At 66.4% G+C, this 16,887-nt stretch carries 11 protein-coding genes, 1 tRNA gene and 1 pseudogene; 8 read left to right on the forward strand and 5 right to left on the reverse strand.

Annotated elements, in window-relative coordinates; genetic code table 11:
- Positions 1-617 precede the first annotated feature (617 nt).
- From ACFPMG_RS05650 to glgX, 4 genes are all read left to right on the forward strand, one after another.
- Complete coding sequence (locus ACFPMG_RS05650; RefSeq protein WP_376994240.1) at positions 618-1,412, forward strand: cyclic nucleotide-binding domain-containing protein; 795 nt, start codon at positions 618-620, stop codon at positions 1,410-1,412.
- 136 nt (positions 1,413-1,548) lie between these two features.
- A complete protein-coding gene (locus ACFPMG_RS05655) occupies positions 1,549-4,059 on the forward strand; it encodes a phosphoketolase family protein (RefSeq protein WP_417281698.1) in 2,511 nt (836 codons plus the stop codon).
- Between the two features lie 69 nt (positions 4,060-4,128).
- Positions 4,129-6,654, forward strand: coding sequence for a glycogen/starch/alpha-glucan phosphorylase (locus tag ACFPMG_RS05660; protein WP_376994241.1), 2,526 nt, complete (start codon positions 4,129-4,131; stop codon positions 6,652-6,654).
- Positions 6,639-8,783 carry a glycogen debranching protein GlgX gene (gene glgX, locus ACFPMG_RS05665; protein WP_376994243.1) on the forward strand — a complete coding sequence of 715 codons (2,145 nt, stop codon included), beginning with the start codon at positions 6,639-6,641 and terminating at the stop codon, positions 8,781-8,783. The genes ACFPMG_RS05660 and glgX overlap by 16 nt, the downstream gene beginning before the upstream one ends.
- A gap of 72 nt (positions 8,784-8,855) precedes the next feature.
- Here the strand turns inward: glgX and ACFPMG_RS05670 are convergent.
- The 3 genes and pseudogenes from ACFPMG_RS05670 to ACFPMG_RS05680 form a co-directional block, all read right to left on the reverse strand.
- Positions 8,856-9,083, reverse strand: a pseudogene (locus tag ACFPMG_RS05670) (integrase core domain-containing protein); the annotation flags it as partial.
- Positions 9,084-9,322: 239 nt separating this feature from the next.
- Positions 9,323-9,413 (reverse strand) — tRNA-Ser (locus tag ACFPMG_RS05675).
- A gap of 118 nt (positions 9,414-9,531) precedes the next feature.
- Positions 9,532-10,335: an alpha/beta hydrolase gene (locus tag ACFPMG_RS05680; RefSeq protein WP_376994244.1), complete on the reverse strand. Its 804-nt coding sequence runs from the start codon at positions 10,333-10,335 to the stop codon at positions 9,532-9,534.
- Positions 10,336-10,377: 42 nt separating this feature from the next.
- Here ACFPMG_RS05680 and ACFPMG_RS05685 point away from each other — a divergent pair, with 42 nt between their 5' ends.
- Both ACFPMG_RS05685 and ACFPMG_RS05690 read left to right on the forward strand, forming a co-directional pair.
- Complete coding sequence (locus tag ACFPMG_RS05685) at positions 10,378-11,634, forward strand: glycosyltransferase family 4 protein (protein WP_376994245.1); 1,257 nt, start codon at positions 10,378-10,380, stop codon at positions 11,632-11,634.
- A 38-nt stretch (positions 11,635-11,672) separates the two neighbouring features.
- A complete protein-coding gene (locus ACFPMG_RS05690) occupies positions 11,673-12,548 on the forward strand; it encodes a TIGR01459 family HAD-type hydrolase (RefSeq protein ID WP_376994246.1) in 876 nt (291 codons plus the stop codon).
- Positions 12,549-12,569: 21 nt separating this feature from the next.
- Here the strand turns inward: ACFPMG_RS05690 and ACFPMG_RS05695 are convergent, their stop codons facing one another.
- Entirely contained in the window at positions 12,570-13,034 is a 465-nt protein-coding gene (locus ACFPMG_RS05695) for a ribbon-helix-helix domain-containing protein (RefSeq protein ID WP_376994247.1), read from the reverse strand.
- A gap of 125 nt (positions 13,035-13,159) precedes the next feature.
- On the opposite strand from ACFPMG_RS05695, the gene ACFPMG_RS05700 reads away from it, so the two are divergent.
- Both ACFPMG_RS05700 and ACFPMG_RS05705 read left to right on the forward strand, forming a co-directional pair.
- Positions 13,160-14,296, forward strand: coding sequence for a hypothetical protein (locus ACFPMG_RS05700; RefSeq protein ID WP_376994248.1), 1,137 nt, complete (start codon positions 13,160-13,162; stop codon positions 14,294-14,296).
- A gap of 8 nt (positions 14,297-14,304) precedes the next feature.
- Positions 14,305-14,985 carry an SH3 domain-containing protein gene (locus ACFPMG_RS05705; RefSeq protein ID WP_376994249.1) on the forward strand — a complete coding sequence of 227 codons (681 nt, stop codon included), beginning with the start codon at positions 14,305-14,307 and terminating at the stop codon, positions 14,983-14,985.
- Here ACFPMG_RS05705 and ACFPMG_RS05710 read toward each other — a convergent pair.
- The gene (locus tag ACFPMG_RS05710) at positions 14,982-16,823 is read right to left on the reverse strand and encodes a transglycosylase domain-containing protein (protein WP_376994251.1); all 1,842 of its coding nucleotides are present in this window, start codon (positions 16,821-16,823) and stop codon (positions 14,982-14,984) included. The two genes, ACFPMG_RS05705 and ACFPMG_RS05710, sit on opposite strands and share 4 nt — an antisense overlap.
- Positions 16,824-16,887: the final 64 nt, after the last annotated feature.

Consider the following 16,887-nt stretch of genomic DNA (forward strand, 5'->3'; position numbering starts at 1 on the left):
TCTTGATTTCGCAATATGTTTTATTCCGCACTTGCGAATTTGCAGTTGCGAAATAAGCTGACCGCCTGGCTACCGCTTAAAGAAGCGCGATTTTATTTTTCATCGACCACCAAATTCTGATGGATCCGCCGACGGCAGAACGCAGCTCCAAAGGACTGCAGAATTTGGGGCGGTGATCTGGTGCGATGATCTGGGTAGTCTTGAAACCGTACGTCTTGAGCATCCTGTGTGTCTGCGCGAGGAGCGCGGCGGGAAAACGAAAACCGCGGTACGGGTTGGTGGGCATGCCCGGCGACCTGTCATGCCGCACCGTTTACCACCAACCTGACAACACCCGATCGTTCATTGGAAACGGCAGAGTGCGGGTTTATGCTTGGGTTGATCCGATGGATGACATGAACTGCGTGTTCAATCGAACGCGCGATGGGAATAATGATGGCCGTACAGTCATGTACCGTATGGTCGTCCGATGAAACGATGCACCAAAAGAAAGGAGAGCTGGAACTCTGTCGTGTGCGTCCATTTTTCCGGTGGGTTTCACTTCTGCTTTCATCATACAGAATCCCCGTCTGCCGTGCCATCATGGCGCACGGCCGAACAGCGGAGAACATCCGGACATGGCCAAATCCATCCAATTCAAGGCAGGCGAATTGCTGTTCCGGCGGGGAGACCCGAGCGACTGCGTTTTTTGGGTCAGGCACGGTGAAATCGAAGTCCTGCGCGAGAATGGAGATGACGCCATCCTGATCGGGCATGTGCGGGGCGGCGAGTGGCTGGGCGAGATGGGCATCATTGAAGGCCGCAGCCGGAGTGCCACCGCCCGGGCCGTCAGCGATGGCGCCGCGGAAGTCCTCACCCCGCAGGACTTCCTGGACCGGGTGAGCCGGGACGCATCCCTGGCGCGCGGGTTGATTCAGCGTCTCAGCATCCGCCTGCGGACGATCGAGGACAAGATTGCCGGCGACCTGCTGCTCTCGACGCGCGAGGCGGAACCGGCGGAGAACGGCGCGCCGTCGTCGGAGGCACTTCCCAACGACAACGAACGCATTCTATTGACCGCCGGGTCGGACTCCCTGCGCAGCCGGATCGGTCCAAGCTCAATCCAGGTTGGGCAACTGCCCTTCGTGGTCGGTCGGCTCCCGATCAACGGCGAGGCATCGCCCCCACGGTCACCCGATCTGTCCATCGACGACCAGCCGCCGTTTCGCCTGTCGCGCGATCACTTCATGATCAGCCGCAGCCAGGGCCGGCTGCTCGTGTCCGATCTTGGCAGCACGCTTGGGACGGTCGTCAACGGGCAGCCGATCGGGCATGATTTCATGAGGGACACCGCCCTTCTGAACCACGGTGAGAACCGCGTCGTTGCCGGCGGCTGGGGATCGCCCTTCGAGTTCATCGTTTCCATCGGCTGAAGGGGCGTTGCCGAACTGAAGCGCTTTTTCGCATCCGGCGAAGCGGATGCCGGACCCAGGTCATACACCGATGAGACCGAGACGGAATGGGCGGGCACTGGCACTCTGACCGCTGCCACGCTTGGTGGAATGATGGATGCCGCACACCGACCCGATCCAACGCCGAGAGGTCGGGCGTGGCATCGCAGAGGACCGCGTCACATCACCAGGGCTGCGGGAGGCGGGCATGGCCGAAGCGCTGTCAGTCAAGGAAAAGGCACTCATCGACGCATACTGGCGGGCAGCCAACTATTTGTCCGTCGGGCAAATTTATCTTTATGACAATCCACTGCTCAAAGTTCCCCTTACCCTCGAACACATAAAGCCGAGGTTGCTGGGGCATTGGGGAACCACGCCCGGCTTGAATTTCATCTATGTCCATCTGAACCGGACGATCAGGCAATTGGATCTGAACATGATCTGTATTGCCGGTCCTGGCCATGGCGGACCGGCCATGGTCGCAAATGCCTATCTTGAGGGAACATACAGCGAAGTCTACCCGAACATTTCGCCGGACCAGGAGGGCATCAAGCGCCTCTTCACCCAATTCTCGTTTCCCGGCGGGATTCCCAGCCACGTGGCGCCGGAGACGCCCGGTTCGATTCATGAAGGCGGCGAACTCGGATACGCCGTGTCCCACGCGTACGGAGCCGCCTTCGACAACCCCGACCTGATCGTCGCCTGCATCGTCGGCGACGGGGAGGCGGAAACCGGCCCCCTGGCGACGAGCTGGCATTCCAACAAGTTCCTCAACCCGCTCAACGATGGCGCCGTTCTCCCGATCCTGCATCTCAACGGCTACAAGATCGCCAACCCCACCATTCTCTCCCGGATCAGCCACGAGGAGCTGGAGCAGCTTTTCCGCGGGTATGGATACACCCCCTATTTCGTGGAAGGCCGCGAACCGGACGACATGCACGAACGCATGGCCTCCACCCTGGACACGGCCATCGCCGACATTCGGCGGATCAAGGACGACGCGCGCCGCAACGGGGTCACGCAGCGTCCCCGCTGGCCCCTGATCGTGCTCCGCACACCGAAGGGATGGACATGCCCGAAGGAGATCGACGGCAAGCGGGCCGAGGATTTCTGGCGTTCGCATCAGGTCCCGATGGGGGAAATGCATGAGAACCCGGACCATGTGCGTGTTCTCGAAGAGTGGATGAAAAGCTACCGTCCCGAGGAGCTTTTCGACGAGGGAGGCCGTCTCCGTCCCGACCTCGCCGACCTGGCCCCCCGCGGCGTTCGCCGTATGAGCGCCAACCCGCACGCCAACGGCGGCACGCTCCTGCGCGATCTGCGTCTTCCGGATTTCCGCGACTACGCCGTCCCGGTGCAGGCTCCCGGCGTGGCCGTCGCAGAAGCCACCCGCGTGATGGGGCAGTTTCTCCGCGATGTGATGAAGCTGAACCTCGACGCGCGGAACTTCCGGCTCTTCAGTCCCGATGAGAACAACTCCAACCGCTGGCAGGACGTGCTCCAGGTCACGGACCGGACATGGGTTGCCGACACCGTCCCGTGGGACGACCATCTCGCCCCGGACGGCCGGGTCATGGAGATGCTCAGCGAACACCAATGCCAGGGGTGGCTCGAAGGCTATCTGCTGACGGGCCGGCATGGATTCTTCTCCTGCTACGAAGCTTTCATCCACATCGTCGATTCGATGTTCAACCAGCACGCCAAGTGGCTGAAGGTCTGCCGGACCATTCCCTGGCGGCGCCCCGTCGCCTCGCTGAACTACCTGCTGTCCAGCCATGTCTGGCGCCAGGACCACAACGGCTTCAGCCACCAGGACCCCGGCTTCATCGATCATGTGGTGAACAAGAAGGCCGACGTCGTCCGGGTCTATCTGCCACCCGATGCCAATTGCCTGCTGTCGGTCACGGACCATTGCCTGCGCAGCCGGAACTGCGTCAACGTCGTCGTCGCCGGGAAGCAGCCGGCCCCGCAGTGGCTGACGATGGATGACGCCATCAGGCATTGCACGGCCGGCCTGGGGATCTGGGAATGGGCCAGCAACGACCGCGGCGGCGAACCCGATGTGGTGATGGCCTGCTGCGGCGACGTGCCGACGCTGGAGACCCTGGCGGCGGTCGATCTCCTGCGCCATTACGCCCCGGACCTGAAGGTCCGCGTCATCAACGTCGTCGATCTCATGACCTTGCAGCCCCCGGGGGAGCATCCGCATGGGCTTCCGGACCGCGACTTCGACGCGCTGTTCACCACCGACAAGCCGATCATCTTCGCCTTCCACGGCTATCCCTGGCTCATTCACCGGCTGACGTACCGGCGGGCCGGCCACGGGAACCTGCATGTGCGCGGCTACAAGGAGGAAGGCACCACCAGCACGCCCTTCGACATGTGCGTGCTGAACGATCTCGACCGGTTCCACCTCGTGGGCGACGTGATCGACCGGGTTCCGGCGCTCGGCGCGAGCGCCGCCTACGTCAAGCAGGCCATGCGCGACAAGCTCATCGCGCACAAGGAACACATCCGACGGTATGGCGACGACATGCCCGAGATCGCGGGATGGATATGGGGCCAGACGGGAGTGGGCCGGACAGGAGCGGTCGGGAAAGCCGCCTCGACCGAAGCCGACAATGTTTGAACCATAAGACGATGGTCGGGCCATCCGTCGGACGGCGCGGCGGCTGCGACCGGGCGAGGAGGAAACGCCATGAGCAGCGACATGACCATGGCCGACGCAACGGCGTCGAACGTCTCCGGATCGGCGGACCTGCTCCAGCAATACGGGTGCGGCCCGATCCACTTCACCGGAACGCACGACGCGCTCTACGAGCGGCACCTGATGTTCGACCATGTGGTCGATCCCACATCGGTCGGTCCCCGCGAACGCTACGAGGCGGTCGCCCGCTCCGTGCGCGACGTGCTGTCACAACGGTGGCTTCGCACCGAGCAGACCTACGAACGCGAGAATCCCAAACGCGTCTATTACCTTTCCCTGGAGTTCCTCATCGGGCGCTCCCTGGCCAACAACGTCATGAACCTTCTTCTCGATCCGATCGTGGCGCAGGTCGCCGCCGAGAAGGGGATCGACTGGCTTGCCCTGCTCGAGGAGGAGCCCGACGCCGGGCTGGGGAACGGGGGGCTCGGCCGGCTGGCGGCCTGCTTCATCGACTCCATGGCCACGATGCAGATCCCGGCCATGGGATATGGGCTCCGCTACGAATACGGCATTTTCCGGCAGTGCCTGCGGGATGGCTGGCAGCAGGAACAGCCCGACAACTGGCTGCGCCGGCCCGATCCCTGGGAGGTCGCCCGGCCGCAGGAGGCCGTGGAGATCACACTCGGCTGCTCGTTCGAGGTGCGCAACGGGACGTTCGCCGCCGTGCCCGGCCGGCCGTCCAGTCTGCTCGGCATTCCGTATGACCGCCCCGTCGTCGGGTACGGCGGCCGGACGATCAACACATTGCGGCTCTGGGCGGCGGCGGCACCGCACGCGCTGGACTTCCAGGCGTTCAGCGCCGGCGACTTCGTCAGCGCGCTTGCCGAACGGCTCTCGGCGGAGTCCCTCACACGGGTCCTGTACCCCGACGATTCGACGAGCATGGGTCAGGGTCTGCGCTTCGTGCAGGAGTATTTTCTGGTCGCCTGCTCCCTGGCGGATCTCGTGGGGCGCTTCCGCCGGACCAATCCGGTCGACAGCCCGACCAATTGGCGGGCGCTCCCCGACAAGGTCGCCGTCCAGCTCAACGACACCCACCCGAGCCTGACGGTGTCCGAACTGATGCGGATCCTGCTCGACGATGCGGGGCTCGGCTGGGAGGAGGCGTGGGATCTCACGCGGCGAACACTCGCCTACACGAATCACACCCTGCTGCCCGAGGCGCTCGAAAAATGGCCGCTGCCCTGGTTCGAGCTTCTGCTGCCGCGCCACCTGGAGATCATCCTGGAGATCAACCGCCGGCTTCTCGACGAAGTACGGACCCGCTTTCCCGGCGATGAGGGCCGTATCGAGCGTGTGAGCCTGATCGAGGAGGGCGGTCTGCGGAAGATCCGGATGGCCAACCTCGCCATCGTCGGATCGCACAGCACCAACGGGGTCGCTGCGATCCATTCCGATCTGCTGCGCACCGTGACGGTCAAGGATCTGGCCGACCTGTATCCCGAGCGCTTCAGCAACAAGACCAACGGCGTGACGCCCCGGCGTTGGCTTCGGCTGGCCAACCCCGCCCTCTCCCGCTGCATCACCGACGCCATTGGGGACGGATGGATCACCGACCTGTCCCAATTGGCCAAGCTGAAGCCGCTTGCCGACGATGGGGCTTTCCGGGACGCCGTGCGGGAGGCCAAGCGCGCCATGAAGCACCGCTTCGTGGCGTGGCTCGCATCGACCAACGGCATCGCCGTCGATCCCGACACGATCTTCGACTGCCAGATCAAACGCATCCACGAATACAAGCGGCAGCTTCTGAACGCGTTGCGGATCGTCGTGCTCTACAACCGGATGCGGCAGAACCCCGGCCTCGACATGGCGCCGCGGACCTTCTTCTTCGCGGGAAAGGCGGCGCCCGCCTACCGTCTCGCCAAGGTGATCATCAAATTCCTCAACAACCTCGCCGCCGCCATCGACGACGACCCAGTGGTGCGCGGCCGCCTCAGAGTGGTGTTCCTGCCCGAGTACGGCGTGTCGCTGGCCGAGAAGCTGATTCCCGCCTCCGACGTGTCCAACCAGATCTCGACGGCAGGCTATGAGGCGAGCGGCACCAGCAACATGAAGTTCATGATGAACGGCGCATTGACGATCGGCACGCGCGATGGCGCGACGATCGAGATGGCGCAAGCCGCAGGCGAGGAAAACTTCTTCCTGTTCGGGCTGACGGCGGATCAGGTGGCCGGCAGCACCGGCTGGTACAGCCCTTTCTGGCATCACCACAACGAACCGGAAACCCGCGCCGCGCTGGATCTGATCTTTTCCGACCATTTCAGCCGCAACGAACCGGGCGTCTTCGAACCTCTGCGCGACGCGCTGCTGACGGGCGGGGACCGATTCATGCATCTCGCCGATCTCACAGCCTATCTGGAGGCGGACCGGCGGTTGCTGGCGTCCTACGCGCTCCCGCAGGACTGGACGCGCAAGGTCATCATGAACATCGCCAACTCTGGCCGGTTCTCCAGCGATCGCACCATCGCCGAATACGCCGCCGAGATATGGGATGCGAAGCCATGCCCGGTGCCATGAGGGACGGATCGGCGCTCCAGATGGACGCGGATGCGGGGCGGGCCGACGCGGCCTGTCCCCCCGCGCGGGGGGCTGCGGCGCCGCTGGGCGCGATCCCCACCGGCCAGGGGACGAACTTCAGCGTGTTTTCGAAGCACGCGACCGGAATCGAACTGCTGCTGTTCGACCGAGCCGAGGATGCGGGGCCTGCGCGCGTGATCCGCCTCGATCCCTCCACCCATCGCACCTATCATTACTGGCACGTGTTTCTTCCCGGCGTGACGGCCGGCCAAGTCTATGGTTTTCGCGCCGAGGGGCCATGGGACCCCGCTCATGGCCTGCGTTTCGATCGGGACAAGCTTCTCCTTGATCCCTATGGCCGCGCGGTGGTCGTTCCGGACCGCTACAGCCGCGACGACGCCCGCAAACCCGGTGACGATTGCACAGCCGCCATGAAAAGCGTGGTGGTGGATCCGGGGTCCTACGATTGGGAAGGCGACGCACCGTTGCGCCGGTCGTCCGCGCAGACCATCGTGTATGAGATGCATGTGCGCGGATTCACACGCCATCCCAGTTCCGGCGTCGGCGAGAAGACCCGCGGCACGTTTGCCGGGCTGATCGAGAAGATTCCGTACCTGCAGGAATTGGGCGTCACCGCGGTGGAACTGCTGCCGGTGTTCCAATTCGATGCGCAGGATTGCCCGCCGGGAAAGGTCAATTACTGGGGATACGCGCCGGTCTCGTTCTTTGCGCCGCATGCGGCGTACAGTTCGCGTTCCGATCCGCTCGGTCCGCTGGACGAGTTCCGCGACATGGTCAAGGCGCTGCACCGCGGCGGCATCGAGGTCATCCTCGACGTCGTTTTCAACCACACGGCGGAAGGCGACCACAACGGGCCGACCCTGTGTTTCCGAGGGTTGGACAATCCCACCTACTACCTTCTCGAAGACGACCGATCCCGCTACGCCAACTACACGGGCACCGGGAACACCTTGAACGCCAATCACCCTGTCGTCCGGCGCATGATCGTGGACAGCCTTCGATACTGGGTCGAGACGATGCATGTGGACGGCTTCCGCTTCGATCTGGCCTCGGTTCTGTCCCGCGACACATCGGGGCATCCGATCCCGAACGCGCCGATCCTGTGGGACATCGAAACGGAACCGGCGCTTGCCGGTACGAAGCTGATCGCCGAGGCTTGGGACGCGGCGGGCCTTTATCAGGTCGGCAGTTTCGTCGGCGACAGCTGGAAGGAATGGAACGGACGGTTCCGCGACGACGTGCGTGCGTTTTTCCGCGGTGAACCGGGATCGGTGACCCAGATCGCGGACCGCATCCTGGGCAGCCCGGAGATCTATGGGCATGAGGAGCGGGAAGCTGAACAAAGCGTCAACTTCGTGACCTGCCATGACGGCTTTACGCTCAACGACGTGGTGTCCTACGATCGCAAGCACAACGAGGCGAACGGCGAAGGCAACCGCGATGGCGCGGACGACAACCGCAGTTGGAACTGCGGCGTCGAAGGCCCGACCGACGATTCGGCAATCGAGCGGCTGAGAAACCGTCAGGTAAAGAATTTCCTGACCGTGACGATGCTATCGCTCGGCGTCCCGATGATCACGATGGGCGACGAGGCGCGGCGTACCCAGTCCGGCAACAACAACGCCTACTGCCAGGACAACGAGACCAGTTGGTTTGATTGGACGCTGGTCGAGACGCACGCGGACGTGCACCGGTTCGTGACTGTGCTCAACACACGCCGGAGCCTCCGGGATGTAACGTATGAGCGCATGCCATTGCGCCAGTTGCTCCGGCAGGCGACGATGACATGGCACGGCGTGACGCCCGAGCAACCGGATTGGAGCCGGGATTCCCACAGCATCGCCGTCGAAGCGAAGGTGGAGCAGGGCCGGCTTCGCATTTACCTGATCCTGAACGCCTACTGGAAACCGCTTCGCTTTGAACTTCCGCCAGCAAACGACGGCCGTGTTGGCCCATGGCGCCGATGGATCGACACCTCGCTCGGCCCCCCATGTGATATCGTCGAGTGGAACTTAGCGCCGACGCTGAGTGAGTCGTCCTATCTGGCGGAAGCGCGGTCCGTCGTCGTGCTGATCCATGACGCCGGCGAACCGACCCAACCGTCTTGACCCGTGCCAAGCGTTGGTGTCCGGTTTGGCGGAGGGAGACCGTGAGCATCCCCCGGCACAATGGACACCGGGTTATGCGACCTGCAACTCGGCCTGCTCAGGAGTTCTGTAACCAATCGCCGAGTAGAGGCGTTGGCGATTGTAGTAGCCTTCGATGCAAGCGAACAGGTCGCGTTTGGCGTCCTCGCGTGTCACATACCGTCGATGGTGGACGAGTTCTGATTTCAGACTTCCGAAGAAGCTTTCCATTGGCGCATTGTCCCAGCCGTTTCCCTTGCGGCTCATCGACGGCTGGATGCCCAACTCCTTGGCGACATGCTCCAGGGGCCGGCCACTGCTTTCCAACAGGGCCACGGACTCCCGCTTGAACTCGTCGGTGAAAAGCGCCGTGCCGTCGTTATGCCCACCTCTCCGCTCCCAGCGGGAGCTTAACAAAGGTGTCCACCAATCCGGAGAAGGCTCAAGTATAAACCTAACCGCCCGGAAGTACGGCGGTATCTCGCTTCTGCTGACGCCACAGCAAAGTCAGCAGGAAGAACTGGCGGAGGGAGAGGGATTCGAACCCTCGATACCCTTTTGGGGTATACACACTTTCCAGGCGTGCGCCTTCGACCACTCGGCCACCCCTCCGCAGAGGCCGCGTTTATATCCAGCCAGAAGGCGGTGCGCAAGCCCCTGAAATCACTTTTGGGGAAAAATCTTGCACCGTCTTCTGGATGATCCGCGAGGCGGATCGAAGCCCTCTCCTTCAGCCCAAGCCGCGGACCAGATCGCCCACCGTGCGGCACAACAGGTCGATGTCCTGGTCGCGGGACAGGCGGTGGTCGCCGTCCTTCACCAGCGTCACCCGCACGTCCGCGCTGTTCAGGCGGTCGGCCAGGGTCAGGCTGACCTGCCAGGGCACATCCGGGTCGGCCATGCCGTGCAGCAGGCGCACCGGCTTGTCGAAAGCGATCGGCTGGCGCAGCAGCAGGTGGTTGCGCCCGTCCTCGATCAGCGCGCGGGTGATCGGCTGCGGCTCCGGGCCGTAGTCGGACGGGCGCAGCCAGCGGCCCGTCTCCAGGATCTCGCGGCGGACGGACTCGTCGAAGAGGTCCCACATCAGATCCTCGGTGAAGTCCGGGGCGGCGGCGATGCCGACCAGACCGGCCACCCGCTCCGGGCGGCGCAGCGCGGTCAGCAGCATCATCCAGCCGCCCATCGAGGAACCGACGAGGATCTGCGGCCCCACCGTGACGCGGTCCAGGACGGCCAGCGCGTCGTCGGCCCACAGCCCGATGGTGCCCTCGTCGAACCGCCCGCTGGAGGCGCCGTGCCCCTGATAGTCGAACCGGGTAAAGGACAGCCCTTCGCCAGCCGCCCATTCCTCCAGGGCCAACGCCTTGGTGCCGGTCATATCGGACATGAAGCCGCCGAGGAACATCACGCCGGGGGCCAGACCTTCCGGGTCGCGGCCCGGGGTGTGACGATAGGCTATGGTCGCGGCGCCGCGCTTCAGGCTATGGTGCGCGCCGCCCGGCGACGGGACGGGGCCGGCTGCGGGTTCGGTCATATCGGACACCTCTGTGGGCCAGGACTTTAGGAATCTGTGACTATGGACGTCGAATCCCAGCTTAGCACCGGCGAGGACCCGCGCAACCCGGCCAACGTCTTCGCGGAGGGCGTCTTCGCGGCCGCCGGCCGCCGGCCCGTCGTTCTCCAGGTGCTGCCGGCGCTGGTCACCGGCGGGGCCGAGCGCGGCTGCATCGACGTGGCGCTGGCGCTGGCCCAGGCCGGGGCGCTGCCGCTGGTGGCGTCCGAAGGCGGGCCGATGGCCGCGGAGCTGGACCGCGCCGGCATCCGCCACATCACCCTGCCGCTGGCCTCCAAGAACCCGCTGGTCATCCGCCGCAACGCGCGCAAGCTGGAGGCGATCATCCGGGAGAACGGCGTGGACATCGTGCACGCCCGTTCCCGCGCCCCGGCCTGGAGCGCCTGGCTGGCCTGCCAGGCGACCGGCGCGCGCTACATGACCACCTTCCACGCCCCGTACAATTACAAGAACGGGCTGAAGCGCTGGTACAACTCGGTGATGGCGCGGGGCGAGCGGATCATCGCGATCTCCGGCTTCATCCGCCGCCACATCCTGGAGAATTATGCGGTCGATCCGGCGGTCATCCGCACCATCCACCGCGGCATCGACCCGCTGTCCTTCGCGCCGGAGCGGGTCAGTTCCGCCCGCATGATCCAGCTCGCCCAGAAATGGCGCCTGCCCGACGACAAGCCGGTGATCCTTCTGCCCGGCCGCCTGACCCGCTGGAAGGGCCAGACGGTGCTGATCGACGCTCTGGCGAAGCTGGGGCGCAAGGACGTCTGCGCGCTGCTCGTCGGTTCCGACCAGGGCCGCACCGGCTACCGGCAGGAGTTGGAGGAGCAGGTGCGCCGCGCCGGGCTGGAAGGCGTCGTCACGATGACCGACCACTGCAACGACATGGCCGCCGCCTATCGGCTGTCCACCGTCGTCGTCTCCGCCTCGCAGGAGCCGGAAGCCTTCGGGCGGGTGATCGTCGAGGCGCAGGCCATGGGCCGCCCGGTGATCGTGTCCGCCATCGGCGCCTATCAGGAAACCGTGATTCCCGGCGAGACCGCCTGGGTGGTGCCGCCCGCCGATCCCGACGCGCTGGCCAAGGCGCTGGACGAGGCGCTGTCCCTGACGACGGAGCAGCGCGACGCCATCGGCGCCCGCGCCCGCGCCTTCGTCGCCGAGCGCTACACCAAGCAGCGCATGTGCGCCGACACGCTGGCCGTCTATGCGGAGCTTCTCGCCGAGCCAAAACACGCTGGGCCCGAACGCGTCCCGCAGGGCCGCTGAGCCACCGCCCCTTCCCGCCCGTCACACCACCGGACATCATGACCGACATCGTCCAGCTTTCCGGAATCGCCTCCGTCATCGACCGTTACGACGGGGTCATCCTCGACCTGTGGGGCGTCCTGCACGACGGGGAGCGGCCCTATCCCGGCGTGCCGGAGTGCCTGGACCAGCTGCGCGCGGCGGGCAAGGTGATCTGCCTGCTGTCCAATGCCCCGCGCCGCACCGGCGGCGTCATCGCCAAGCTGGACGGCATGGGCATCGGGCGCGAGCGCTACCACCATGTCATGACCTCGGGCGAAGCCGCCTACGACGCGCTGCGCGACCGCGACGACCCGTGGCACGCCGCTCTGGGCCGGCGGCTCTACCACATCGGCCCCGACCGCGACATGGACGTGTATGAGGGGCTGGACTACACGCACGTGGCGTCGCCGGACGAGGCCGATTTCGTGATGAACACCGGCATCGTCGACTTCGGGGAGTCGCTGTCGGTCTACGAGCCGGCGCTGGAGGCCTGCCGCCGCCGCAACCTGCCGATGGTCTGCGCCAACCCCGACCTGATCGTGATGGTCGGCGAGCAGATGGTCATCTGCGCCGGAACGCTGGCCCAGCGTTACGAGGCGATGGGCGGCGACGTCTTCTGGCACGGCAAGCCGCACGCCCCGGTCTATGACCGCTGCCTGTCGCTGATGGGGATCAAGGACAAGCGGCGCATCCTGGCGGTGGGCGACAGCCTGCGCACCGACGTGGCCGGAGCCAATGCCGCCGGGATCGACGTGGCGCTGGTCACCTTCGGCATTCATCGGGAAGAGTTGGGCGGCGCCTGGGGCGAGGCCGTCGATCCGTCCAAGCTGGCCGCCGCCGCGGCCGCGTCCGGCCACCAGCCGACCTACGGCCTGCCCAGCCTGCGCTGGTAGGACGGCGTCCCGTCCCTTTGTTCAGTCGAAGGGAGGAATGGCGTCGTCCATGGCTTTGCGCAGAATGCTGGACGGCCCGTCTTCGGAGAAGCCGCGGCTCCCGATGGCGTTGCGGAAATAGCTGACAATGAAGACACGGATTGAAGCCGTCAAATTCGCCTCTCCACGCCTTTGATCGATCTGGGTACAGATATCGTTCAGCGTCAGCCCCTCACGCTCGCAGATCTCCTTCAAGGATTCCCAAATATAGGGCTCCATCCGAAGACTGGTGCGTCGGCCCGAAACCTTGACATTGCGACAGACCAGGACCGGCCCTTCCTTGTTCCCCTGTCTGCCCGCCATATCGTTGCCCTTGGTCCCCTGCCGTTGCGGAAAGGCGCTCGCGTTTCCGGCGACTATACATTCACTTGCATGATAATATTGCAAGCGGCGTGTGGACACAAAGCCAATTTCGACCGTGAGTCGCGATCCCGGTCCGCTGTTCACCGTTCCAGCTTCCGCGCCGCCCTGGCCCTGGCAAAAGCCGCTTCCCTTCGCCGGCGCCTTCGCTGTACCAGTGCCAGGACGAACCGGCACAAGCTGTAGTGGTCACTTCCGGTGGAGAACGAGCAATGGTGCGACCGTCGGCGTGGGGGATCGCGGTGACGCTGATGGCCGGACTGGCTTCCGTCCTGCCGGCCCACGCGTCCGACCTGCCCATCGACCGCATCCGCGCCGAGGTATCGCGCCTCGTCCCGCCGCTCTGGACCGTCGAGGAGGTCACGGCGGAACCGGTGCCCACCCCGGTGCCCGACGGCAAGACCGCCGCGAAATCCGCCGACTCGCGGACCGCCGTGCGAATCGGCGCCAAGCTGCGGCTCGCCAAGCCGACCTACGCGATCGAAAGCCGCGACGGCACCGTGACCTTCATCCGCCCCGTCGCCGAGGCCGGGCTTGAAAAGACTCTCTCCGCCACCGCGCTCGCCACGCTCGGCCCCAACGGCTGGAGCGCACGCATCGAATTGCGCAACCCGGAGGTGCTGGAGGGGATCGGCCAGCCGTTGGAGGAGCTTCCCGGACGCCCCGTGCTGGCCGGCTCCGCCGAGGCCAACCGCCTGCGCGACCAGATCGCCCGCGACGCCGAGGCCCGCGGCGCCGATGAAGACGCCCGCCGTCGCCGCGAGGAGGATCTGCTCGCCCGGCAGGCCGCCGCGACCAAGGCGGAGGAGGAGCGCGCCGCCGCCGAACGGCGGCAGGAGGACGCCCGCACCGCGCGGATCGCCGACCTGCGCACCCGGATTCTCGGGACCGACCGCCCGGCGCGGATCGCCGCCTACGAGGCGGCGCTGGGCGGCAACGACCCGTCGCTGCGCCAGATCGCCATGGAGGCGGCGCTGCAGAGCCGTGACCCCGTGCTGGGGAATCTGGCGCTGAAGGACTGGATCGCCCGCCGCAAGGCGGTGCCGGTGCAGCTCTACGCGACGAAGGAGGACCCGCATTCCGAAACGGTGCTGAACAATCTGGGTCCGCTGACGCTGGAGATCGATTCCGTCAACCCGGTCAACGGCGCGCTCGCCGGGCGGCTGGGCGCCCCCGGCTACAGCATCGCCAAGCCCTCCGCCGCCATCGGCACGCTGGCGCAAACCACCCTGACGGTGAACGCCTACGGCTGCGCCCTGTCGCTGCGTCTGACCGAGCAGCAGACCCTGGACGGGCTGTTCCGCTGCCAGACCCTGCCCGCGCTCATCGCCCGCGTCATCGTGGATTGAGGCGGCGGATGCGCCGGGTCGCCCTTCCCCTCCTCGGCCTGCTGGCGCTGTTTGGCGGAGCTTCGGCCTGGGCGGAGGAGACCGACCCGACCTTCACGCCACGCCCACCTCCGACGGCCGTGCTGCCCCGGCTGACACCGCTGGGAGCGGCGGGGACGACGGCACCGCAGGCCCAGACGCCGTTGCTGCCTTTGCCGGTGCTGACGGCGCCCGCGCAAGCGGCCACAGCGGAAGCGCCCACCACCGCCACGCCCACGGAGGAGCCTCCGGTGCCGACTGACACCGACACCGTCGCCGCTCCCCTGCCGGCTCGCAAACCGGCCAGCCCTGCCCCCGCGGCGCTCACCGAAACCCCCACCACGAACCCGGCGACGAACCGCTTCAAGGGCGGCTACGCCAAGGCATCCAAAGAGGACCGCGGCTGCGCCCTGCCCGGTCCCATCGCCGAGGAGCGCGGTGCCGAGACGCGGCGCCCAGCCGCCATTGCCGTGGGGACGCGGGTGCGCGTCCGCGCCGCCGCGAACCTGCGCGTCGCCCCCTTCTGCGACGCCAAGGTGGCCGACGTCCTGGAGCGGGGGGAGACGGTCACCGTGATGGCCGCCTTCGGGTCCTGGTACGAGGTCGGGCGGAACGGGCGGTCGCTGGGCTTCGTCGGGGCCTCCCTGCTCGCCGGGACAAAAGGCCGTTAACCCTTCACCCGGGCCGCCTCGACCATGAAACGGCGCCAGATTTCCGCCGGGACGGAGCCGCCGGTCACCCCCTTCATCGGCGTGTTGCCGTCGTTGCCAACCCACACCCCCACCGTCAGCCCGCGCCCGGCCACGCCGTCGGCGAAGCCGATGAACCAGGCGTCCCGGTAATCGTTGGTGGTGCCGGTCTTGCCGCCCGCCCCACGCTTGGCGAGCGCTTCCGGCAGGCGGGCCGTCCTGCCGGTGCCGTCCCGCATCACCTCGCCCAGCATCGCCTTCAGGGTGGCCGCGGTCTGCGGGTCGATCACCCGGTCCGCTTTCGGCGGGGCGTAGCTGTAGATCGTCCGTCCGGCGGGATCGCCGATGCGCTGGAACAGGTGGCCGCTGACCTTGCTGCCGCCGTTGGCGACCACCGCGTAGGCCTGGGTGATCTCCAGCAGCGACACCTCGCTGACCCCCAGCGCGAGGCCCAGATCCGGCTCCAACGGCGACTCGATGCCGAGACGGCGGGCGGCGGCGGCGATCTCCTCCGCATGGCCGCGGGTCAGCCGGGCCGAGGCCGTGTTGGTGGAATGGGCGAAGGCGTCGGCCAGCGTCATCGAGGACGGGTAGCGGTTGTCGAAATTGCGGATGGCCCGCCCGTCCGTGAATTCCATGCGCGAGCCGTCGACACGGGAGTCCGGGGTCAGCCCGCGCTCCAGCGCCGCCAGGAAGACGAACAGCTTGAAGGCCGAGCCGGGCTGGCGGCGGGCCTGGAGCGCGCGGTTGAAATGGTCGCGCCGGGCCGCCGCGTCGCGCCCGCCGATCATCGCCAGGATCGCCCCGTCGCCGTCCAGAGCGACCAGGGCGACCTCCGCGTCGCCCAGGCCCTTGGCGTGGCGCTTCAGGGTGGTTTCCACGCTGCGCAGGGCGGCGGCCTGAAGATCGCGGTCGAGCGTGGTGCGCGCGGTGAAGGTCGGCCCTGGAAGATCGCCGCCGTAGCGGTCGGCGGCGAAACGGTCGAAACGGGCCTTGGCCGTCTCGCGGAAGTGGCCGGTGGACAGGACCGCCGCCTTGTTGGCCGCGGCCAGCATCGGGCGCTGGCGCTTGGTCTGTTCCGCCGTGCGTTCGGTGATGAAGCCCGCGTCGGCCATGGCATCGAGCACCAGGGCGGCCTTGGCCTCCGCCTTCTCCAGGTCGGCGAAGGGGTTCAGGCGGGAGGGGGCGGGCAGCGCGCCGATGAGCATTGCCGACTCCTTCAGCGACAGCTTGCCCGCCGGCTTGCCGAAGAAGACACGGGCGGCGGCGTCCACCCCGTACGCGCCGAAACCGAAATAGGCACGGTTGAGGTACAGGTACAGGACGTTCTTCTTGCCGAGCTGCTCCTCGAAATCGCTGGCGCTGTACAGCTCGTACGCCTTGCGGGACCAGCGATTGTAACGGTTGAGGAAGATCAGCTTCATCGTCTGCTGGGTCAGCGTGCTGCCGCCCTGGCTGAAGCGGCCGGAGGTCACCGCCACGGCCAGGGCGCGGGCCAGACCCTGGTAGTCGATGCCGTCATGCTCCAGATAGCGCCGGTCCTCCTTGGCGATCAGCGCCTGGATCAGGTGCTTCGGGAGCTTCTCCAACGTCAGCGTGTCGCCGTACGTCTCGCCGATGGACCCGATGAAGCGCCCCTGCCGGTCGAGGAAGCGCACGCCGTGACCGCGGTTGTAGGCCAGCACGTCGTCGACGGTGCGGAACTCGTCCCCGAACAGGTCCATCGCCCGGGCGGGAGGCGGCGCGGAGAGGCCGGACAGCAGCGGCAGCGCGAGCGTCAGAGCCAGGGCGGCGCGGCGGAACAGGGAGGGTCGGGGCATAGGCCGGATGTTGGAGGCGGACTGAGCCTCACGTCGGCGCGACGCCCCGCTTCCGCAATGCCGC

This window comes from Azospirillum himalayense, assembly GCF_042657465.1.
GTDB classification, from domain to species: Bacteria; Pseudomonadota; Alphaproteobacteria; order Azospirillales; family Azospirillaceae; genus Azospirillum; species Azospirillum himalayense.